Source organism: Xenorhabdus griffiniae (genome assembly GCF_015163655.1).
GTDB classification, from domain to species: Bacteria; Pseudomonadota; Gammaproteobacteria; order Enterobacterales; family Enterobacteriaceae; genus Xenorhabdus; species Xenorhabdus griffiniae.
Genome location: NZ_JADEUF010000034.1, coordinates 13268 through 34999, shown reverse-complemented (window position 1 = coordinate 34999; position 21732 = coordinate 13268). Strand labels below are relative to the sequence as shown.

The 21732-nt window shown below is 42.0% G+C and carries 22 protein-coding genes; 9 read left to right on the top strand and 13 right to left on the bottom strand.

Annotated features, from left to right (window positions below; translation table 11 throughout):
- The first annotated feature begins 530 nt into the window (after nt 1-530).
- Nucleotides 531-1382 carry a phage tail protein gene (locus IQ211_RS07795; protein ID WP_189761130.1) on the top strand — a complete coding sequence of 284 codons (852 nt, stop codon included), beginning with the start codon at nt 531-533 and terminating at the stop codon, nt 1380-1382.
- Nucleotides 1383-1438: 56 nt separating this feature from the next.
- On the opposite strand, the gene IQ211_RS07790 is transcribed toward IQ211_RS07795, so the two are convergent.
- Both IQ211_RS07790 and IQ211_RS07785 read right to left on the bottom strand, forming a co-directional pair.
- Nucleotides 1439-1828, bottom strand: a complete 390-nt coding sequence (locus tag IQ211_RS07790) for a phage tail fiber protein (RefSeq protein WP_193836343.1) — start codon at nt 1826-1828, stop codon at nt 1439-1441.
- A 54-nt stretch (nt 1829-1882) separates the two neighbouring features.
- Entirely contained in the window at nt 1883-2224 is a 342-nt protein-coding gene (locus tag IQ211_RS07785) for a hypothetical protein (RefSeq protein WP_193836342.1), read from the bottom strand.
- 53 nt (nt 2225-2277) lie between these two features.
- Between IQ211_RS07785 and IQ211_RS19860 the strand changes: the two genes are divergently transcribed.
- Together IQ211_RS19860 and IQ211_RS07780 are read left to right on the top strand one after the other, a co-directional pair.
- On the top strand, nt 2278-2412 hold the full coding sequence (locus tag IQ211_RS19860) for a hypothetical protein (RefSeq protein ID WP_265575759.1): 135 nt from the start codon (nt 2278-2280) through the stop codon (nt 2410-2412).
- A 177-nt stretch (nt 2413-2589) separates the two neighbouring features.
- Entirely contained in the window at nt 2590-2928 is a 339-nt protein-coding gene (locus tag IQ211_RS07780; RefSeq protein WP_189761133.1) for a hypothetical protein, read from the top strand.
- Between the two features lie 1570 nt (nt 2929-4498).
- Here IQ211_RS07780 and IQ211_RS19855 read toward each other — a convergent pair.
- From IQ211_RS19855 to IQ211_RS07760, 3 genes are all read right to left on the bottom strand, one after another.
- Nucleotides 4499-4759: a hypothetical protein gene (locus IQ211_RS19855; protein ID WP_193836344.1), complete on the bottom strand. Its 261-nt coding sequence runs from the start codon at nt 4757-4759 to the stop codon at nt 4499-4501.
- 90 nt (nt 4760-4849) lie between these two features.
- Complete coding sequence (locus tag IQ211_RS19515) at nt 4850-5119, bottom strand: lysis system o-spanin lipoprotein Rz1 (protein WP_189761135.1); 270 nt, start codon at nt 5117-5119, stop codon at nt 4850-4852.
- 378 nt (nt 5120-5497) lie between these two features.
- Nucleotides 5498-6193, bottom strand: a complete 696-nt coding sequence (locus tag IQ211_RS07760) for an aspartate/glutamate racemase family protein (RefSeq protein ID WP_189761136.1) — start codon at nt 6191-6193, stop codon at nt 5498-5500.
- Nucleotides 6194-6487: 294 nt separating this feature from the next.
- Here IQ211_RS07760 and IQ211_RS19510 point away from each other — a divergent pair, with 294 nt between their 5' ends.
- The 3 genes from IQ211_RS19510 to IQ211_RS07745 all read left to right on the top strand — a co-directional run bounded on the left by IQ211_RS19510 (nt 6488) and on the right by IQ211_RS07745 (nt 8712).
- Complete coding sequence (locus IQ211_RS19510; protein ID WP_223281867.1) at nt 6488-6739, top strand: DUF551 domain-containing protein; 252 nt, start codon at nt 6488-6490, stop codon at nt 6737-6739.
- 288 nt (nt 6740-7027) lie between these two features.
- On the top strand, nt 7028-7627 hold the full coding sequence (locus tag IQ211_RS07750; RefSeq protein ID WP_193836341.1) for a hypothetical protein: 600 nt from the start codon (nt 7028-7030) through the stop codon (nt 7625-7627).
- Between the two features lie 569 nt (nt 7628-8196).
- Nucleotides 8197-8712, top strand: coding sequence for a hypothetical protein (locus IQ211_RS07745; protein ID WP_189759977.1), 516 nt, complete (start codon nt 8197-8199; stop codon nt 8710-8712).
- A gap of 130 nt (nt 8713-8842) precedes the next feature.
- Here IQ211_RS07745 and IQ211_RS19505 read toward each other — a convergent pair whose 3' ends face one another.
- Together IQ211_RS19505 and IQ211_RS07735 are read right to left on the bottom strand one after the other, a co-directional pair.
- Nucleotides 8843-9655 carry a VOC family protein gene (locus tag IQ211_RS19505; protein ID WP_223281727.1) on the bottom strand — a complete coding sequence of 271 codons (813 nt, stop codon included), beginning with the start codon at nt 9653-9655 and terminating at the stop codon, nt 8843-8845.
- 84 nt (nt 9656-9739) lie between these two features.
- Nucleotides 9740-10426 carry a helix-turn-helix transcriptional regulator gene (locus tag IQ211_RS07735; protein WP_189759978.1) on the bottom strand — a complete coding sequence of 229 codons (687 nt, stop codon included), beginning with the start codon at nt 10424-10426 and terminating at the stop codon, nt 9740-9742.
- A 236-nt stretch (nt 10427-10662) separates the two neighbouring features.
- Between IQ211_RS07735 and IQ211_RS07730 the strand changes: the two genes are divergently transcribed.
- Nucleotides 10663-11277 (top strand): CDP-alcohol phosphatidyltransferase family protein, encoded by a 615-nt coding sequence (locus IQ211_RS07730; RefSeq protein ID WP_189759979.1) that lies wholly within the window; start codon nt 10663-10665, stop codon nt 11275-11277.
- Nucleotides 11278-11295: 18 nt separating this feature from the next.
- Nucleotides 11296-13104, top strand: a complete 1809-nt coding sequence (locus IQ211_RS07725; RefSeq protein ID WP_189759980.1) for a bifunctional alpha/beta hydrolase/class I SAM-dependent methyltransferase — start codon at nt 11296-11298, stop codon at nt 13102-13104.
- 44 nt (nt 13105-13148) lie between these two features.
- Here IQ211_RS07725 and IQ211_RS07720 read toward each other — a convergent pair whose 3' ends face one another.
- Nucleotides 13149-14141, bottom strand: coding sequence for an alpha/beta hydrolase family protein (locus tag IQ211_RS07720; protein ID WP_189759981.1), 993 nt, complete (start codon nt 14139-14141; stop codon nt 13149-13151).
- Between the two features lie 417 nt (nt 14142-14558).
- Between IQ211_RS07720 and dauA the strand changes: the two genes are divergently transcribed.
- On the top strand, nt 14559-16247 hold the full coding sequence (gene dauA / locus IQ211_RS07715) for a C4-dicarboxylic acid transporter DauA (protein ID WP_189759982.1): 1689 nt from the start codon (nt 14559-14561) through the stop codon (nt 16245-16247).
- A 377-nt stretch (nt 16248-16624) separates the two neighbouring features.
- On the opposite strand, the gene kdsA is transcribed toward dauA, so the two are convergent.
- From kdsA to hemA, 5 genes are all read right to left on the bottom strand, one after another.
- Nucleotides 16625-17479: a 3-deoxy-8-phosphooctulonate synthase gene (gene kdsA, locus IQ211_RS07710; protein ID WP_189759983.1), complete on the bottom strand. Its 855-nt coding sequence runs from the start codon at nt 17477-17479 to the stop codon at nt 16625-16627.
- A 177-nt stretch (nt 17480-17656) separates the two neighbouring features.
- Nucleotides 17657-18466, bottom strand: a complete 810-nt coding sequence (gene sirB1 / locus IQ211_RS07705) for an invasion regulator SirB1 (protein ID WP_189759984.1) — start codon at nt 18464-18466, stop codon at nt 17657-17659.
- Nucleotides 18450-19310: a peptide chain release factor N(5)-glutamine methyltransferase gene (gene prmC, locus IQ211_RS07700; protein ID WP_189759985.1), complete on the bottom strand. Its 861-nt coding sequence runs from the start codon at nt 19308-19310 to the stop codon at nt 18450-18452. Before prmC ends, sirB1 begins: the two co-directional genes overlap by 17 nt.
- Nucleotides 19310-20392, bottom strand: a complete 1083-nt coding sequence (gene prfA, locus IQ211_RS07695; RefSeq protein WP_189759986.1) for a peptide chain release factor 1 — start codon at nt 20390-20392, stop codon at nt 19310-19312. The genes prmC and prfA overlap by 1 nt, the downstream gene beginning before the upstream one ends.
- Before the next feature lie 30 nt (nt 20393-20422).
- The gene (gene hemA / locus IQ211_RS07690; RefSeq protein ID WP_189759987.1) at nt 20423-21685 is read right to left on the bottom strand and encodes a glutamyl-tRNA reductase; all 1263 of its coding nucleotides are present in this window, start codon (nt 21683-21685) and stop codon (nt 20423-20425) included.
- Between the last annotated feature and the right edge of the window lie 47 nt (nt 21686-21732).

Sequence of the window (21732 nt, the reverse complement as noted above, 5' to 3'; positions counted from 1 at the left end):
ATGCATCAATTCAAGGGCGCGTTTTTGTTCTGGTGTCAGATGAATTTTCATGGTCGCAAGCATGATCGGATTAGGATAAAAAATCAAGCATCTTCAATGACGATTGGTATAGGTGAGGATGAAAAGAAATTTTCCAAATAAGTCCCATAGCCCTCATGCTCAGTAAAGTGACTCCTTAAACTGAAGGAATCCCTATAGTTAATTCACTGCCTCCGTTTGAAACTGAAGAATCAATGGTCTTTATTTATCGTGACGCGTCACGAATAAAGCGATCGGTGAGTGATGGGTTAAGACAGGAAATCCCGCTTTTAGTATGCTAAGTTTCATCAGTCACCTGATAAATTTGATTAATTCATCATCTGTCATTTTATGTCATCCTGCCATCAAAACATGCTACCTATCAAATATTAATTAAGCCGTACTCTCCAGTATTGATGAACCAATTTCATTGATGTTCAATGGCGGAGTAGTATCTCACCGCCTTCATGTTACTTAGCAATGTGTATTGTTGATTAAATGAGGGAATAACCATGAGTATTCAAGATAAAAAGCCTGAAACACAAGTCTTAGAAGATGATGGCCTTGTTGTCGTTCCAACTCCGGAATATGTCAAAGATGCCATTGAGGAACATGCTCAAAGCCGCAATCACCCAGATGCAACACTGCAAGATAAAGGATTTGTTGTCCTGAGCAATGATGCTGGTAGCGATAGCGAGACTATGGCAGCAACACCAAAGGCAGTAAAAACAGCCTATGATTTAGCGAATACAGCTACTCAAAATGCCAGTAATGCAAATGAAAATGCCAGTACTCGCCTAGCCAAAGACCAGAACGGAGCTGATATACCTAACAAAGAAGAGTTTATTAAGAATCTTGGGTTAGCAGAAGGATCGGTATTGCCTGTCGGTGTTCCTGTGCCTTGGCCAACAGAAAACCCACCAGAAGGTTGGCTGATATGTAATGGTGATTCATTTGATAAAGCAAAATACCCGAAACTTGCCCTTGCTTATCCATCTGGTGTGCTACCTGATTTGAGAGGGGAGTTTATTCGGGGATGGGATGATAGCGGAAAGATTGATCCCAATCGTTCTCTCCTTAGCCACCAAAATTTTGCATTTCAGAACCATTTTCATGCATTACCAACAAGTAATGGTGATGATGGCATGGAGGAAAACGGGATCACAACTGTTTTTGACGATAATAAAGCGGATAATTTCGCTTTGGATCTAGAAAATACACAACGTCCAGTCGGAAATAATGCTGGCTTGTGGAATGGTAATTATTTTAGAACCTATAGCTCAAGTGTCTATGGTGGATTTTCTGTTGCGAACGAAACTCGCCCGCGCAACATCGCATTCAATTACATAGTCAGAGCTGCTTAATACCGAGCAACAATATAACCCGCAACTTCTGCGGGTTAACCATTCCCTTACGCCACCTATTCAATCTGGTCAATATCAGCGACAACCTCCGCCTCCTTCTGCCTCAAATTCCACACCGACTCTTCCGGCATCTGGACGCGGACATCTAATCGGCAACCTTCGGGGATGTCGCAGGGTTCAGCATCGGCATAGTAGACCTTTTCACTGTCCACGATGTCTTTTATCCGCTTGTTCTGGAACTGCCTAGGTAAATGGGTGTGCTGACGGTGGAATGTCTTGATGGTGATGCAGCCGTCCTTTTGCACCTGGTCATCAATGTAGATGAGTTCCAGCCCGTTATTGTTCTTCGGCGACGAGATACCACCATGTACACCCCATGCCCCGTCAGCGTTATAACCCAGCACACCGGATATTTGATAATGACCGATGCCAAGTTTATGTTCCACCTCGAGTGGTATCACCTATTTGCATAACAAACTGTAGTTCCGTGCATTGCGCACTCAGCCAAATATGAAATACAATATTTTCATCATACCGCAGCAAAATACCTGCTCACCATCCCGCCCACCAGTTCCACCTCCCATACGATAAAATGATGTTGGCAGCCGTTTGGCATTTAAATCATTATCGCTAGCTATTGGTGCAATGCCGCCTAACCCATATTGCCCTGTTTGTATTGCATTTTTTTCCAGCTCCGCCGTTCCCTGTAAACCAAGGTTTTTTACAAATTCCGATTTGTTTGGAATATCCGCACCCTTTTTATTTTTATCCAACATCGCCGCCTGCAATGACACGGTCTGTCCATTCGGTAATGTCACATCAACCACACCACTCTGTGACATCCATTTGTCCATGTTCTGGAGGAATTGAGTGTGTAGGTGGTGTTGGCCACAATATGCCAGACGGCATCGGAGGCGGAATCAGGAACGGTAACCTGAATCTGGTATTGCGTATTATTCAGGGTGACAGCGACATTATCAGCCAGTACCAGTTCGGTATCCGAGTTCACCGCCTGTATCATGTGGATTAAATTGTTGCAGCCAGACTGGATCAATATAATCTACCCAGGGGCAACGCCGTTAATAAAGTTCTCGGCTGCAATGCTACTACCTTCATTAAGGTGGATTATCATCATTGTTTTCCCCTTTATTTAAATACTGCTAACATAACTATTTCATTTGTCAAAATTACATACGGAACAATTTTCATGAGACCAATCACTCCTCTATTACTCTTGTCATCAATACTCATTGCACCACAAGCAATAGCTGTCACTGAGCATGAAAATAATTATGCTAAGCGGTGCTTGGATTATGGGATTAAAGAAATGAGGAAAGTACAGGCGGATGGTGCGCTATCGATACTGGGACAAGCAAGCGTTGATAATGACAGCATACAATTAAATGTTTTTTCTGATTATGTAGGCAGCCAATATGTCGCAACTGAACTGGTTGCTGATATCAAAGTAAAAGATAAAAAAGAAGGCGAGATCTTATGCCTAGGCAATGATGACCAATTTTTCTACTTTCATTTTAGCCCTCGATAATTCAAGGTACTCGATAATCAATTATCCAGCCTACAGCGGGTGTTGCTGATAATGACCCGTGGTAGCTACACGAGGGCATGGGTTATTTTTGATTCTGTCGGTACGCTCGATGGCAAAGAGACATGTCATAGCTAATACCGACAGACGGCGATAACCCGACGCAAAAGAACTAATGCCTGATTACTGAATAACTGAATTCCCGTTCTACCGGCAGGATTAAGCAACCTTGTTCACCCGGCTTGCCAAATGACTGAACGCAAAGTGCCTCAAAGTCTTTGTAATCCACGCAGCCGTTGACCAATATAGTGACCGCTTTCAGTTGTTCTGTGACCAGTTCCCGGGCTTCCGGTTTCAGGTATTGGTGGATCTTGTCCCCGCTGCCTTTAGCAGCTTCTCTTGACCCTTATACTCAAATGGAATGATGTTATTCATAACGTGTTACCTACATTTGAAATGAACCCTCGTTCACATAGGAAATCAGCCCGTCGAAGCTCGCCAGCTATAACTGACTTCCTCGAAGGCTCATGTCAAAGTGATTGGATTCGACGTTGAAAGAATGGCGCTGTGAATGCGCAGTGAAAATAAAAATGCCACCAGCCCGTATGCGTTGGATACGCGATGGGGACGGGGGCAGCATGGGTTATTTCTGTAGCCACTCAGGGAATGGATACAAAAATATTGGGTTTAGTGTCAGGGGGTAACTAATTGTTAAGCATTATTCGCTTGTTATTGGGTGAAGATGGGTTTAGGTGTAGTTGTAAAGATGTTCATTGTTGATTGTTGGAGGTGGTTATGCCTGGACGATATTCTTGCAACTGGCCCGGATGTTTGAAAACGTTTGATACACCATTTCATTTAAACGCGCATAAACGAACCCATACAGGGCAAAAACCTTTTCACTGTACCGATTGTGGAAAAGACTTTGCTCAGAATAGCGTCTTAACACGACATAAAAAATGTGTACATGAAAAATTACGTTCTTTTCACTGTAATGATTGTGGAAAAAGTTTTGCTCAAAATAGCGACTTAAAAATGCATAAACAATCCGTGCATGCCCAAAGCTCTCAATCCTATTTATCAATAGGCAATCAACCAGATACATCTGACTTTCCCTCTACGCAGGTTGAGCGACTGGTTAATTCGATGGATGATCGGCATATTGCAACTTGTATTACTCAAGTTCCACCTCCTAGCTGGGAAAATCCTCTAATTGAAGGCCTCATTACCAGAGATCCACGATTGGGCTTCGGTCATATCCCACCAACGCAAAGAGGTTCTCAACCTAGTTATTCTCATTTGAATACACCGCCTCCGTCTCCCATTCCACCTAGACCAACTTCACCAACCCCAGAGGATTACGATGACTTTGATATTGCAGAGTTTTTCCCTGACCTTGCCAACCCTCCTTCTCGACCTAGGCCTTCAACATCCGGCAGAAGTAATCCATTCATTGCACCATCTCCACCTCAGTCTTCACCCCCAATACAAAGGGCAGGATGGATACCTGGGGGGCTAGCTCAATACGTTAGTTCAAATGAGTCACCTGCTCAACTTAGTAGCTCTCCATCGCCTATGCAAAACCCACGTCCCCAAGCTGGTGGTCCAATGAGACACCGGGGGCAACCTCCTTCAATTGCACCGCGGCATGCTGCATTTCGCCAACGCCGACCACCCAGGCAACTACAACAGCAGCAACCTGCGCAACAACAGGCTCCCCAAAACCCACTATATCCAAGTTACTCATACTCAGACAACACCATTGCATCTGTATACGATCCCGTTTCAGGGGAATGGAAGTCTCCTTATAAATAGCTCCAGTGATATCTCTCACACTGCAATCTAGCGACCTCCAGCCTCTGAGTAATCAGAGGCTCACCGACATTCAGTCTTCGCCCAATCCCTCAGCCCGAGGTACTGGGCTTCAAGGGTTTCGAGTTCTCCGAGGAAACGTAATAAGCCTGTTCAGCGTCTTTCGCCAGTCTGGCGGGTCTTGAACCGTCCACACCGGAGGGGGAAACGGTTTCAGACGCGGGGCATTCAGGGATGCCCAACGGGAAATAAATTGGCATATGGTCCTGTCATCATAGAGTTTCACGTAATTGCGCAGGATTTTGCTCATCGCCCGTATCCCCCATTCCGGTGCGATAAACTGGCAGAATGATTTGCCTGCCTGTTGCACAATCCTTGCCATTTGTCACCGTGGCGGATGTTGCCGGGATTGCTATTACGAATGCCTCTGCCCACTATTTATCTCCCAACCGTTTATTGATGGCACGAACAGCAAACTTGCGGGATTTTGAACTACCTGAAAATCCTCGGTAGTTGAATAAAACCATCGAATTCATCTTGCATGGGAGTGATCTCTTTTTCGCTGAAAATCAGGTTAACCATATGATTTATATAGCATGTTTGAGTGTTCTCTATACCGATCCGAGGTGTTGCTTAAAACCCCACCTAACACACTGATTTCACTATGATGTAAGGCGCTGCCTGACCCCGTTTCGAGTAGTCAACTCAGAGTTGACTACTGGTAGTTAAAAGGCCGTAATTTCGGCTTCGATGATGATGCTTAATTTTCTAGTGCCATCTTCACTGCTTTTTCAGCATGTATAGCTGTCGTGTCATACAGTGGAATATCTGTATCAGATCGACTCACAAGCAAACCAATTTCAGTACATCCTAAAATAACGGCTTCCGCACCTTTGGAATAAAGATCTTGAATGATATTCAAATAACTGTGTCGTGAATCTGGTCGAATATTGCCAACACATAATTCATCATAAATTACACGATGAATTAAATCTCTTTGTTCTTCGTCTGGAACAATGACTTCAATACCAAATTTATTAATTAATCTTGACTTATAGAAATCTTCTTCCATTGTGAAGCGTGTTCCCAATAAACCCACTTTCTTTATACCGTCACCAATCAATACTTCTGCGGTTGCATCTGCGATATGAAGTATGGGAATAGAAATAGATTCTTCTATATCATCAGCAACCTTATGCATTGTATTGGTGCATATCACCAAAAAATCAGCTCCACCAGCCTCAACAGATTTAGCCGCAGCACCCAGTAACGTAGCCGCTTCATTCCAACGGGAAGAATGTTGTAGTTTTTCAATTTCATCAAAATCCACACTAAACAAGCATATTTTGGCAGAATGAAGGCCTTTTAATTTATCCTTGATTCCACGATTAACAGCTTGATAATAGCTAACCGTCGATTCCCAGCTCATTCCCTCCAGCATACCTATTGTCTTCATTCATTATCCTCAATGTTCTTAAATGGCCTTGCAGAAAATTATGATAAGAGAAATTAGATAATGACATTATCATTGAGGATTTTTACTGTAAATAAAATTTATTACATAGATCTTAATTCAGTTCTTACTGGGTATTAGAAAACAAAAACTCCGTCGAAGCGAGGTAAAATGTCTGAAGCAGTAAACCTGTGATAATACTGCGTCACTGTTTCTCACTATTCGCAAAAAGCTAATAAGCTACGTGACATAGCTATCATTCTTATCACAATATATCGACTTTTGTAATTACACAACCTGATTGACGACGGGCGCGAGTGGGCAGATTGGTTATTAAAAAAGACAGATGAGAGCAAAAAAGCTCGGAGGATTCTTTGGGTCAGTGTCCAGGACAGAATGCCAGAGAATGATGAGGTGTTTATTCGCCTTTGTCTTGTTTGGGCTTCTTTTGGTTCCATTTCCGGAGCAGGTTACGACTACTGGGATACCGAAAAGAAGCAATGGGAAGAACACGAAAATCATGAAGTCACACACTGGTGCTATATTTAATAATGGCTAAAATTGACATATTACTCACCTTTCTTACATTGAGCATTAAGCCCTTTACATTTTAAATAAAATAGCCCATCCTGCATATTTATTTATCATTAAACGGTCAATTCTTAATATGATATGGATAGAGTCGTTATGTCAGTATCAATTACTGATAACAGACAAGGATAAAAGTAACAGACAAAAACAATATCAAAGATAAACCAATTGCACTTTGATTTACATTATCAGTAACTCTATGAAAAACAAAAACTCACATCTTTATTACAATATAGGAGATAAGCCATGACATTTTTAGGAATAGTCAATGATAAAGAATATAAGACATGGAAACACCCAACGCCTTTTCTCCCTTACTTTCATTTTCATGAAATCCATGAATCAGAATCGATAAAGATACCAGCGCAAGAAATAATCCAGGCTGTAAAAGACTTTGAAATGACCGATGATTTATTTATTAAAACTTTGTCCAAAATGAGAAATGTGCCAACTTATTTACTTAATAAATTAGGAATAAAAAACAATAACCAACAAGAATTTGGCTTAAAAACATTTACCCCACTTAATGAAAATAGTCATGAAATATCAATGGGATTAACGGGCAGATTTTGGCAAGCAGATTTAGGTATTATACACCAACCTGATCTAGCATCATTTATCAGTTTTGATGATCATAAATCGGCTAAATTGGTGTTGCGCTTTTTAGTCAGAGAACATCTAAATGGCTACCATTCACTAGTGACCGAAACATTTATTTTTTGCCCTAGTGATAATGTTAAGAAAAAATTCACTTTTTACTGGTTTATAATTAGGCCAGCCAGTGGATTTATCCGCAAAAGAACGCTATCTGTAATCATTAACAAGTTAAAAAACAAACATACCTGAGACACAATTAATTTTCTTGTCAAACAAAACATCAGCCTAACTTATGGAAAACAGTTCAGTTACAATTACCGATCGTGTTTGATGCTCTGGTAAAGATAGTCTCGCCACGAAGACCAAAGACCGCTATGAATAACTGGCGTTTTCCAACTCAAACCTCACCTTATACCAAAGAATTGAGCACTATTGTGGCCTACAAGTATGCACTCATCCTACGCAGGACGAGTAATCATGGCGAAATACCTATCGGGCGTTATATTGTTTTCTTTTTACTCAATTTTGTTGTTTGAAATAGCTTATTAGAGAATATAATTAAAGAATTTCTATATATAAATTTTATTTATATATATGTATTGACTGCTATTCGCTTGAATGTCATCTTTGCTTGTAAGCTCAGTACAATTACAGCTTTAGTTTCAACGTAATATAGTCCTATATATAAATTTCTGTCGTTTTTAAGACAAGCAAAAATCTGCTGAAAATCACCTTAATAGGACATGGTTTTCAGTTAAGAATAAAATTTATACTTTGAAAGGATAATATAATGGCTAGAATAACAGTAGATCCTGCGGATGGTAAAAGTATTTTACATAAGTTATGATAACGGTGGTATTAACGGTCCAAGAGCCAATGACGAACACAGGACTTTGGTTGCTCCAGAGGTATATAACCAGTACGGCAACTATATTGGCATATATAATCCAGTCAATATCAACAGCATCGGCACAAAAGGGCTTGAAGTTCAGGTGCTATCCGATTCCAATAATCCAAATCATACCATCGCCCCAGGTGACATGATCACGATTAAAGCCTATATCTCACACTATATCGATATCCACCCAGAAAAAGCACGCCCTTTACCGATTGTGGTGGTTGAAAATCACCCTGTACAATCGACAGAAATAACAAATGGCTATTATAAAGTTACCATCGCGCCCGATAAACTGATGGGGTATGACGCGGCAGATGGTTATGATGCAGCAACACTCACGATAGAATACAGTCGCCTTGCCCAAAACCAGAAATCGAAACTTTTCACCAGGAGCTTAGGCACAGTCGCACCAGGAGAAGGTGATTCAGAAGAATAGCTTCCACAAACAAAATAGGTGACTGCTAATAGTAGCAATGACTATTAGCAGTCACCTTTTATCAAGGGGATTGTCTGTCAAGGATATGATGATTAAAACCAAACATAGGACATTATTCTCTTCACTTATCTTAATCCAAAGGACAAACCCGAATCATATGACCATCGGGATCTTTTACAAGAAAAGTGCGGCCAAAAACATCAGTGTAGGGTTCCTGCTCAATATTAATATTGAGATTTTGTTGCCATTGTTCAAAAAGCCGATCAACTTCTTCATAGGTAGGCAACATAATACCTATTTCTGAAAACCGCGGAGCGGTGTTGTCTGGCTTTGTTCCTCCACTCCAAATAGCGAAAATAGCTTCTTTACCCGCAGTAAATGCGACATAACGCGGGCTGGAAAAAACTGGTTCAGCATTAAAAATAATTGAATAAAAGGCTGTAGAACGTTCGATATCAGAGACATAAATCAGTTGAAGATTAGGTTTAACAACAGAAATGGGGGGTTCTGTTTCAGTTTTTTCAACCACAGCTTTAAGCCTTGAGAGTGTTTCGACCAAGTCTTGCGTCACTTGCTTAAAAAAACTCACTGCTTGGGCGTCAGGAAGATGTTTTTCAGGCTCAAAAGAAACACTCACCTGAATGCCATTTGCCATGTTATTTTCATCGGTTAAAATTTGGTGACAGAAAGTTAACTCTCCCATCTGTGGCAGGTCGATCTGGTCAGTAAATTCTTTATTGATTTCAATATTTGCAAGATAGAAACGGATTTCCGGCATACCGCTCAATACCATTTTGCCGTATTGCCCTGTTCTTACTTCACCTTCAAATTCAAGATACTCAAGATCAACTTCCCATTTTTTTCGTAAGTCAAAATCGACATAATGGGACCAAATATGAGATGGCTTTGCATTTACCGATGTAGAAAAAGTGAGGGTTAACATAAAAAACTCCAACAGTCAGATAACGGATTCAGTACATTAAGAATCCCCAAAGTAACAAACCCGTGTGACAGTTTTTGTCAGCAGCTAACGCGATATTTTTTCTGTTTCCCGCCATTCTTTAAGTAAAGACTGTCTTGAACGGGGATAACACCGTTGTTCGATCTTCAAATGACGCATTCTATCCGATCTGAAATGACGAAATGTTTTTCTTAATTCACACCAAGCAATAACAATACTGATATTCTCAAAATATCCCAATGCAAATGGCCATATTGTTCTGGTTGATTGATTGTTTTTCAGATCTAAATAAGTGAAAGTGATTTTATGCCGATGACTGATCGCTTGCCGTATTTGCGAAATATCAACAGAAGGCACAATTTCTGTAGCGACAGGCCCAATTAATAATGCATTTTCCTCAAGATATTGTTTGAGTTCTGTTGGGATCACGGCGGCAATTTTATTGATTGCACTATTGGCAGATGCTTTTAATTGTGAGTCGGCACGTCTAGTCACCCAACTAGCCCCTAATGCCAAGGCTTCTATCTCATTTTGCGTTAACATTAATGGAGGTAAGACAAATCCCGGCCGTAAGACATAACCGATACCCGCTTCTCCCTCAATATTTGCCCCTTGAGCCTGCAAGGTCGCAATATCCCGATAAACTGTCCTTAAACTAATTTTCAATTTCTGCGCCAATACTTTGCCCTGTACGGGAAAGTGATAACTACGTAATATTTCCATCAGAGTTAGCAAACGTTGTGCTCTAGACAATTTATCATATCCTTAACTTAACCCATTGATTTCTCCCCCGCTTCGCGGAGAGAAATCCTAAACAAAATCTATTTTATTTGTTCACGCTTTTCTGTTATTTATTCTAAATAGCGTTTCAAAATGATAAGAGCATTCCTTACCCCGCGCGGGGTAAAGAACTCCAACATCTGATACTCTCAGTATTATGAAAACCTATTTAGTGATATCAGTTTGGCCTATAAAGGACTTAGGGTAAGATGACCATCTATAATCTAAAACCACATTTCCAAAACCTATTACGCCCTCTCGTAATTTCTCTACAAAAATATGGGTTCACTGCCAACCAAGTCACGTTAAGTGCGATGTTCTTGTCGATCGCTGTTGGCCTACTGTTGAGCCTGTTTCCTTCTACCCGTTTCTATTGGCTACTGCCTATTTTTCTTTTCATTCGTATGGCACTCAATGCCATTGATGGTATGTTGGCACGAGAATATCACCAAAAATCTCATTTGGGGGCTATTTATAATGAACTTGGAGATGTGATTTCCGATATTGCACTCTATCTCCCCTTCTATTTTTTACCTAATGTCAACAATGTCAGTCTATTGATGTGCTTATTTCTGGCTATCCTAACAGAATTTATCGGTGTTCTGGCACTAACGATTGGTGCATCACGGCGCTATGATGGCCCAATGGGAAAAAGTGACCGCGCTTTTATCTTCGGTGCTTATGGATTGATAATCGCACTTTTTCCTTCAACCTTAAGCTGGAGCCATTATTTATTCCCCATCATGATTATTTTACTCCTGATAACTTGCTATCAGCGTGTTGTCAAAGCCTTGCATGATATCAAACCGACTGAACAACCATAATCCAAATAAGGCATTAACATGACACTCTTAGCAAAAACACCCACGTCGAAAACACAAACATTAAATCAACGCATTGCCGAAGAACATTATTTTACCACATCAGATCAAACCGCCCTGTTTTATCGTTATTGGCCCCAGGCGCAGGATAAGGCAGAAAAAGCAATTATTATTTTTCACCGAGGCCATGAACATTCGGGAAGAATTCAGCATGTTGTTGATGAACTCAATCTTCCTGATGTGCCAATGTTTGCATGGGATGCTCGTGGACACGGAAAAACAGAAGGGTTGCGCGGTTATAGTCCATCAATGGGCCGTTCTATTCGAGATGTTGATGAATTTGTCAGGTTTATTGCTGCCAATTACCATATCGCAATGGAAAATATCGTGGTCATTGGTCAGAGTGTTGGAGCTGTGTTAGTGTCCGCCTGGGTACATGATTATGCGCCAAAAATCCGCGCTATGATACTTGCAGCTCCTGCGTTCGATATCAAATTATATGTTCCCTTTGCAGTGCAAGGATTGCGATTGATGCAGAAAGTACGGGGAGTTTTCTTCGTCAATTCTTATGTAAAAGCGAAATTCCTGACTCACGATGAGGCGCGTATCGCATCTTATGACCGTGATCCCCTGATTACCCGCGAAATTGCCGTCAATATTCTGCTAGAACTTTATCAAACGGCAAAACGTGTGGTGAAAGATGCCAGCGCCATTACTTTACCGACACAACTGTTTATTTCTGGTAATGACTATGTGGTGAACCATAAACCCCAACACCAATTCTACCAACAATTGAATACCCCGATTAAAGAGAAACATGTTATGGCGGGGTTTTACCACGATACGCTGGGCGAAAAAAATCGCCATTTCGTCTTCGACAAAATACGTACTTTTATTGATCGTATTTTTTCTGTTCCACGTTACCAACATGATTACAGCAATGAAGATATCTGGAGCCACACAGCCGATGAGTTTCGTACTCTATCTCATCCATTACCCGGCTGGTGCCCTAAAAATCTCAGCTATAAATTAATGCGTAAGGCAATGAATACACGCTGGGGCAAAGCTTCTGAAGGTATTCGTATCGGCCTTGAAACAGGTTTTGATTCTGGCTCCACGCTGGATTATGTCTATCGCAATCAACCACAAGGTCAAGGAATTTGGGGACGGTTAGTCGATCAGCAATATCTCAGAGGCAATATTGGCTGGCGCGGCATACGACAGCGTAAAATCAATATGGAAACCTTAATCCGCCAAGCGATTCACCATCTACATCAACAAAACCAACCGATTCATATTGTCGATATCGCGGCCGGACATGGACGCTACATTTTTGATGCGATCAACGACTTCAGCAAAATTGACTCTATTTTGTTAAGGGATTACAGCGAAATTAATGTTAATCAGGGCCAAACTTATATTGAAGAGCGTAATCTTACCGATAAAATCCGTTTTGTATTCGGTGACGCTTTTGATGCTGAAAGTATTACAACCATTTCCCCCACACCAACTCTGGGCATAGTTTCCGGTCTTTATGAACTATTTTCTGACAATACGTTAATTAAAAATTCCCTGCGTGGTCTTGCTGATGCGATCGCCGAAAAGGGGTATCTGATATATACCGGACAGCCTTGGCACCCACAACTTGAAATGATCGCCCGCGTTCTTTCCAGTCATCGCGAAAATCAGCCGTGGATCATGCGACGACGTACCCAAGGTGAAATGGACGCATTAGTAGAAGCAGCTGGTTTTGAAAAACAGTATCAATTAACGGATAACTGGGGGATTTTTACTGTATCGATTGCCAAGAAAGTCCACATTGAAAATTGATTTATTATCACTAACGCCTCCTCAGAGGCGTAGAAATTAACCAGTTAGTTTGATGCTGAAAGATTATATTGGATCTTTAGAAAGTCGTTTTCATTAAATTCAATGTTTGCTTTCTCTCCCTTATCATTTAATATTTTTTCCACAATAAGGTTGTTCAATGGCCTAATAATATTAAAATGATCACCGTTTTTAATGCGATAAATATATAAAGGAATACCTTTGTTTGAAGCAATCTCTTTGACTTCATCAAATTCATCCCAATAAGCATATTCTCCTTCAAAATAGAAAGTAGGAGTTTTTATAGATTTTAGAAAAGTTCTGGGAGAACGAAGTTCAAATTCGTTGGGATCATTCTGATCAAAAGGAACTGTAACAGGAATAGGCCCATAATTAATACGTAAACGTAAGTCAGGAATACCACCCAGCGAAAAAACTGCTCTAAATCCTTTGGAATACTCGCTAGCTAACAATGATCGCGTACCACCAGTACTGTGTCCAGCCAAATAAATTCGATTTGGATCAACATAAGGTAACTTGGTTAGATATTGTCTCGCTGATTCAATGTCACGCAACTCACCATAAAACATTTCATAACGCCCTGGGTTGGCATTTTCTCCCCTAAAACTAGGGATCATTAATACCAATCCATCACGTCTAAATGATGAAGCTGATTGATCATTATCAGCAGAGTGCTCAGACCAGAAAAAGTCATCATTGCCAATGCCGCCATATCCTCCTGTTAACCAAATTATCGCCGGATATTTTTTAGTCTTATCGACTGGAGGTGTGCTAAGAAAAGCAGCCATGTTTCCATCTTCAGCAGGATAATATATTAACGAAAAAATATCTTTTGGCGGTATAGCCGGTTGTCCATCACCAACAAAACTGTTATCAACAATTTGAGTTTTGAATTTATTATGTGCTTCCGCATAATCATCTTCACGTAATTTAAAACTGTAATTGTCTTCATCACACGCCAAGAGTAAAAAACCAAAAACAAGAGGAACAATTTTTAACCATTGGTATTGTTTCTTCATAAGTATTAGCCTAATAATTCTTTGTTAAACGTTATATTTTCTTCTCTTTATTTTTATCATTTAGTCTTAGACTTTAAAAGCCCAAATATACCAATCTAACTTCAAGATGCGTGTGATTTCTCCCCGCGAAGCGGGGAGAAATCAGGTTTAATATCGTGTTGTAAATGGCAACTTGAAGTTTAATGCGTATATAAGTGTAATCCAACAATTATCTGACTGTTTTAATAACTTCGATGCAATTTCACCATCGATAAAACTTGTACTAAAATAATTTAGAAAACGCATTTTCCAAAAACGGATAAGTAAAATTAGTTAACTTTTTGACATATAACACTTTTCTGAGCTGATAAAAGCGATATGCTGGCATAACTTTTTTCAGCTCATCATTTGCCATCTTATTTTTTGGTTCTCAATTAAATGAATACTCGTAAAATTAAGGGAATACGTCCATTTAGTGCGCTTATTGACGCTTGTTGGAAAGAAACTTACTCTTTTCAGCGTCTTATCAAAGACATAATTGCTGGTATCACCGTGGGAATTATTGCTATCCCACTGGCAATGGCTCTGGCAATCGGTAGTGGTGTTGCACCACAATACGGCCTGTATACTGCGGCCATTGCCGGCATGATTATTGCTGTGACCGGAGGATCACGCTATAGCGTTTCCGGCCCAACAGCGGCTTTTGTGGTGATACTCTATCCTGTATCGCAACAATTTGGCCTCAGTGGTTTGCTCATTGCCACGCTCATGTCAGGCATTATTCTGCTTATCATGGGATTAGCGCGATTAGGCCGGTTGATTGAGTATATTCCACTCTCTGTTACGCTTGGATTCACTTCTGGTATTGCCATTACCATCGCTACTATGCAAGTGCAAAATTTCTTCGGCCTGAAATTAGACCATGTACCGGAAAATTATATTAATAAGGTGATTGCCCTCTCCCAAGCGTTTCCTTCATTACAACTGAGCGATACCCTTATTGGTTTAACAACCCTGCTGGTACTGATTTTCTGGCCAAAACTCAGGATAAAGTTACCAGGTCACTTACCCGCTTTAATAGCAGGTACAGGTATCATGGGGATCATGCATCTGTTAGGTCATGATGTGGCAACAATTGGTTCGTCATTTAGCTATACGCTGGAAGAAGGTACACAAGGCCAAGGTATTCCCCCCATTCTTCCCCAATTTGTCCTGCCGTGGCAATTACCTGATACTCATTCTCTTGATATTAACTGGAATACAATATCAGCATTACTGCCCGCTGCATTTTCTATGGCAATGTTAGGCGCAATTGAATCCCTGTTGTGCGCCGTTATTCTTGATGGCATGACCGGAAAAAAACATCATTCCAACAGTGAATTAATCGGTCAGGGAATGGGTAATATTGTCGCCCCCTTCTTTGGCGGGATCACCGCAACTGCGGCTATCGCTCGCTCAGCCGCCAATGTGCGGGCAGGAGCAACCTCACCAATTGCCGCTGTCGTTCACTCCCTGCTGGTATTGTTGGCACTGCTGGTTCTTGCCCCAATACTTTCTTATTTACCGCTTGCCGCTATGTCAGCTATTTTGTTGATTGTGGCGTGGAATATGAGCGAAGCCCATAAGGTTGTGGATCTCATCCGCCGTGCCCCCAAAGACGATATCATCGTGATGTTGCTGTGTATGTCATTAACGGTGCTGTTTGATATGGTAGTAGCAATCACGATAGGCATTGTGCTGGCTTCACTACTGTTTATGCGCAAAATTGCCAATATGACACGAATCAGCGTTTCTCCCGCAACGAATAATGATACCGGTTTGTTGGTTGTGCGAATTAATGGTCCTCTGTTTTTCGCAGCCGCAGAGCGTATTTTTGCTGAACTGAAAGAACAAGGCACCGATTATCACACTATTATTATGCAGTGGGATGCGGTTCCGGTTCTGGATGCTGGTGGACTACATGCTTTTCAAGCATTCGTTCGGGAAATGGGAAAAGAGAAACATCTCGTTGTGTGCGATATCTCCTTCCAGCCTTTGAAAACGCTGGCACGAGCCAAAGTCGAACCGATTAAAGGGCAATTGAGCTTTTATGCCACTTTATCCAATGCACTACAAGAAATAAACTAAATAGTGTTCCAAAATGATAGGAGTATTCCTTACCCCGCGCGGGGTAAGGAATACCAACACCTGATACTCTCAGTATTATGAAAACCTATTTAGCCTAAATCTCCAGATAAGAATATTATTTGGTCTAATATTCTTATGGCAAAAATCAATAGAGGAAGGGATTAAAAAAATAGAACTAAATTCACTACTGGTTGATGGAGATTTTAATCACTTAAATGCGGATGGATTAATTGGAAATAACTTTTTCAATCAATATGCAGTATTAATTGACTTTCCTGGTAAAAGATTATTTATTAAAGATAATGTGTAAAAAAACAGGCGGTCACAGGGCAATATTTCTGTAACCGCATTATCAAAAAACCAAACAGATCCCGTGATTATTTGCTGGTATCCAGCTCTGGGAAACTTTTCACTACATCATCAATGGCTTTCATCTGCATCAGGAATGGCTCCAGTTTTGCCAATGGTAATGCTGATGGGCCATCACATTTTGCATTTTCTGGATCAGGATGAGCTTCAAGGAACAAACCGGCAATTCCTACCGCCATACCAGCACGAGCCAGCTCTGACACTTGCGTACGACGACCGCCGGAAGCCGCACCCAATGGATCACGGCATTGCAATGAGTGAGTAACGTCAAAAATCACTGGCGAACCCTGGGTTGCCTGTTTCATGACACCAAAGCCCAACATATCGACGACCAGGTTGTCATAACCAAAATTACTGCCACGATCACACAGTATTACCTGATCGTTACCACCTTCTTTAAATTTTTCAACAATATTCCCCATCTGCCCTGGGCTAACGAACTGCGGTTTTTTGACATTGATAACTGCGCCCGTTTTTGCCATCGCCTCAACCAAATCAGTCTGGCGGGCAAGGAAAGCAGGAAGCTGGATAACATCAACCACCTCTGCAACAGGTTGGGCTTGTACGGGTTCATGTACATCCGTGATGATTTTCACGCCAAAAGTCTGTTTCAGCTCTTGGAAGATTCTCATACCCTCTTCCAGACCTGGCCCGCGATAGGAGTGGATCGAAGAACGGTTAGCCTTATCAAAAGACGCCTTAAAAACATAAGGAATGCCCAGTTTTTGCGTTACGGTCACATAGTGTTCACAAATACGCATGGCCAAATCCCGTGACTCAAGGACATTCATTCCACCAAACAGTACAAAAGGCAGATCATTTGCGACCTTGATGTCACCAATATTAACCACTTTCTGTTGCATGTTTATACCTTCTCTTGTTAAGGACAAATAATTTGCTGTATCTATAAAAATAAATAAGGAGCAAGGAAATGCTGCCTTATATACCAATCGTCTTTCAAGATGCGTCTTATATCTCCTCGCGTAGCGGGGGATATATAAACAATCACATTGATTTGCAAGTTGGATTGGATAACACCTTTAATGGAGAATGATCGCTCTCTGATCAATGGTGTTAATCTGCATTTTTATCATTTCTGAGATCGGGTCCTCAGGGCAATGTTCGACAAAATAACTCAAATCTGAAACAGCAATGTGATTACAATCGAGTTGCGCATAAATTAGTCCTCGGTCGCGGATTTCATATGGATCTTCGGGATCGAACATCAGCACGACTTCGCTGGCCTTTAATGCCAACTCCATTTTTTTCTCTTCCATTAAGGAAACTTTGATAATATCAGTCACTTTTCGCACAATGCCGTTATTATCGGCTTCCTGTAAATCCTTATTTTCTAAACGAACCATCGGGCCAATATTACCTTTCAACCAGACATCAAGGATATGTTCGTTGAGCGTATCGCCATTCATCGGGTTAATAAACCATGTCGGCTCATCAGCCAAATCAACCCGTAAAATTAACTGTGTCGGAAATATAACAGGCTGTACGGGCAATGCCAGCGCCTGAGCTATATGGGTAAATATCGTTCCCAATGTGACGGGAGCACCTTGGCGTGAACGCAATACATTATCCAACCACAAGGTATCAGATAAACAATACACCCCATTCGCACCACCAAATTTCCACTCTCGATAAAACAGCATCAATAATGCGTGTAATTTTGCTTTGGTGTCAGTAATAGAGGAAAGTTTTTGGCGCGCTTCTTCAAGCAATACCGTTAATTGCTCAGTCACCATTGTGTGGGGGAAATCAGGACGAATGGCCCGTGTTACCAGAATAATACCATCTATCAGGGAAGCATTATTGAATTCATAATTAACTATGGTTTTCATCTTTATTCCATTGACCTACCGTGATACGTTCGTTACCACCATAATCCTGAAAAGTTGCTATCTGTTGATAACCTTTTTCCAAAAATAGGTTTCTGACAACGATTCCCTGTTTCCAGCCATGTTCCAATAATAGCCATCCGTTTGGTAACAGGAAGTGGCGAGCCTGCTCTATAATTGTCTGCAAATCTGCTATGCCATTTTGTGCAGCGATCAATGCAGTGGCTGGTTCAAACCTGACATCTCCTTCGCGCAGATGAGGGTCAAGCTCATCAATATAGGGAGGATTACTGACAATCATATCAAATTGTCTTTCCCCAACCGCAGAAAACCACTCACTTTGCAGAAAATTCACATTGTGAACAGACAATTTTTCCGCGTTTCTGGCAGCATTATGTCTTGCCAACGCGACTGCATCAGGGTTGATATCCACCCCAGTGACATAGCAATCATGCCGCTCACTTGCCAGCGCCAATGCAATTGCCCCTGTTCCCGTGCCAAGATCCAGAATTTGTGCCGATGATACAGGCAATAGTTCCAAGGCTTTTTCAACCAGGCATTCCGTATCAGGACGCGGGATTAACGTTGCTGGTGATACAGTCAGGGACAGCGACCAAAATTCACGCTCCCCCACAATATAAGCAATCGGTTCACCCTGGATGCGGCGAGCCAGCAAGGTCTCAAGCTGGCTAACTTCTTTTGGGGAAATTGGTGTCTCATGGAATGCAATTAAGTAAGTGCGGGAACGCCCTGTTACGTGTTGCAACAGAATTTCTGCATCACGCTTAGGGCTGTCACTTTCAGTCAACTGCATAGCTGCATGTCGGAGCCAATGTTGATAATTCATCAATCCTGCTCTGACAATGCGGATAATTGGTCTGCTTGGTATTCAGTAATGATAGGTTGGATAAGCATATCCAGTTTGCCTTCCATCACTTCTTCAAGACGGTATAACGTCAGGTTGATACGGTGGTCGGTAACGCGCCCCTGTGGGAAGTTATAGGTGCGGTTGCGATCTGAACGGTCACCGGAGCCAAGCAAGTTACGGCGTTCAGAAGCCTCAGCCTCCTGACGCTTTTGCATCTCAGCGGCACGGATACGCGCAGCAAGCACAGACATCGCTTTGGCTTTGTTCTTGTGCTGTGAACGCTCATCCTGACACTCTACAACAATCCCCGTCGGCAAGTGGGTAATTCGAATGGCGGAGTCAGTGGTGTTGACGTGCTGCCCGCCCGCGCCGGAAGAGCGGTAAGTATCAATTTTCAGATCGCCTGGATTAATATCCGGCAATTCCGCTTCCGGGATTTCAGGCAGAATAGCTACCGTACACGCAGAAGTATGAATGCGCCCCTGGGATTCTGTTTCCGGCACTCGCTGGACACGATGACCACCAGACTCAAATTTCAGGTGTCCATAAACTTGCTCACCAGAAATTTTGGCAATCACTTCCTTATATCCGCCATGTTCACCTTCATTGGCACTCATGAGTTCCACTTTCCAGCGACGGGATTCAGCATAACGGCTATACATACGGAATAAATCTCCGGCAAATATCGCAGCTTCATCCCCCCCCGTTCCGGCACGAACTTCAAGGAAACAGTTGCGTTCATCATCCGGATCTTTCGGTAATAACAACAATTGCAATTGCTGTTCCAACTCTTCATTACGAATTTTTGCGCTTTTGAGTTCTTCCTGCGCCATTTCCCGCATTTCGGGATCATCAAGCATCATCTCGGCTGTTTCAATATCATCCTGAACGCTTTTCCAGGCTTTAAAACAGTTAGTCACATCCGTCAGTTGAGCATATTCCTTTGATAATGCGCGAAAACGCTCTTGATCAGCAATGACTTCAGCATCACCGAGGTGAGCCAACACTTCTTCATGGCGTTCTTGTAGTGCTTCCAATTTAGCGACAATAGAAGGCTTCATTCGTAATATCAGACCTTATTAAGAATAGGGTTAGTTATGATCCAGCCCAAGGCTGTCCCGTAATAGATTCAGGCGTTCCAAATCGCCATCACTGGCAGCCTGTTGGAGAGATTTAGTCGGTGTATGGATCAGACGATTCGTCAACTGGTAGGTCAATTGGTTAATGATCTGTTCAGCATCAGCACCCTGCCTTATGGACATCAATGCCTTTGCCGTCATCTCAGCCCTAATTTTCTCTGCCTGCTCTCGATATTCGCGAATTGTATTAACAGCGCCTTGAGAACGCAACCAATCCATGAAATAGCTGCTTTCTTGTTGCACAATCCCTTCCGCAACCACTGCCGCAGCTTTACGTTGGGCAAGATTTTGCTGAATGATAGCCTGTAAATCATCCACGCTGTACAGATAAACATCACTCAATTTTTCCACATCTGGTTCAATATCGCGAGGAACGGCAATGTCAATCAGCAACATGGGTTGGTTACGACGTAATTTCAATGCCCTTTCGACCATACCTTTGCCAATGATCGGTAATGGGCTGGCCGTAGAACTAATGACAATATCCGCTTCAGCCAATCGGGTATCGATATCCGGCAGGGAAATGACTTCGGCATTGACTTCACTGGCAAGCATCTGTGCCCGCTCTTTTGTCCGGTTGGCGATCATCATGTGGTTTACGCCATGCTCTTTTAGATGACGGGCAACCAGTTCAATCGTTTCCCCCGCGCCCACCAGCAGGATATTAAGTTGGGAAAGGGATTCGAAAATTTGCCGCGCAAGTGTACAGGCCGCAAATGCGACAGAAACGGCATTGGCGCCAATTTCTGTTTCTGTTCTGATCCGTTTAGCCACCGAGAAAGATTTTTGGAATAAGCGTTCCAGTTCACTCGACAAAGATTGATAATTTTGCGACTCAGAAAAAGCCTTTTTCACCTGTCCCAAAATCTGCGGTTCCCCTAATACCAGGGAATCCAGGCCGCTTGCAACGCGCATTAAATGGCTGACGGCTTCATTGTCTAAATACCAATAGAGGCTGCCTGCCAAATCATCAGGGTTAAGCTGATGATATTTGCATAGCCAATTAATTAACTGTTCTTTTAAATTACCCTGCTGTTCAACGCTGAGATAAAGTTCTGTACGGTTGCAGGTAGACAGTACGACGCCACCTCGCACCAGGGGTTGCTGGAGCAAGTCATCAAGCGCTAATCCTAGCGTGTCAGGAGAAAAGGCCACCCGCTCACGTAAAGAAACAGGCGCTGTTTTATGGTTGATACCGAGTGCTAATAAAGTCATCTTAACTACATTGAGTTATCACGGGAAGCAAGACTATGATGATATTG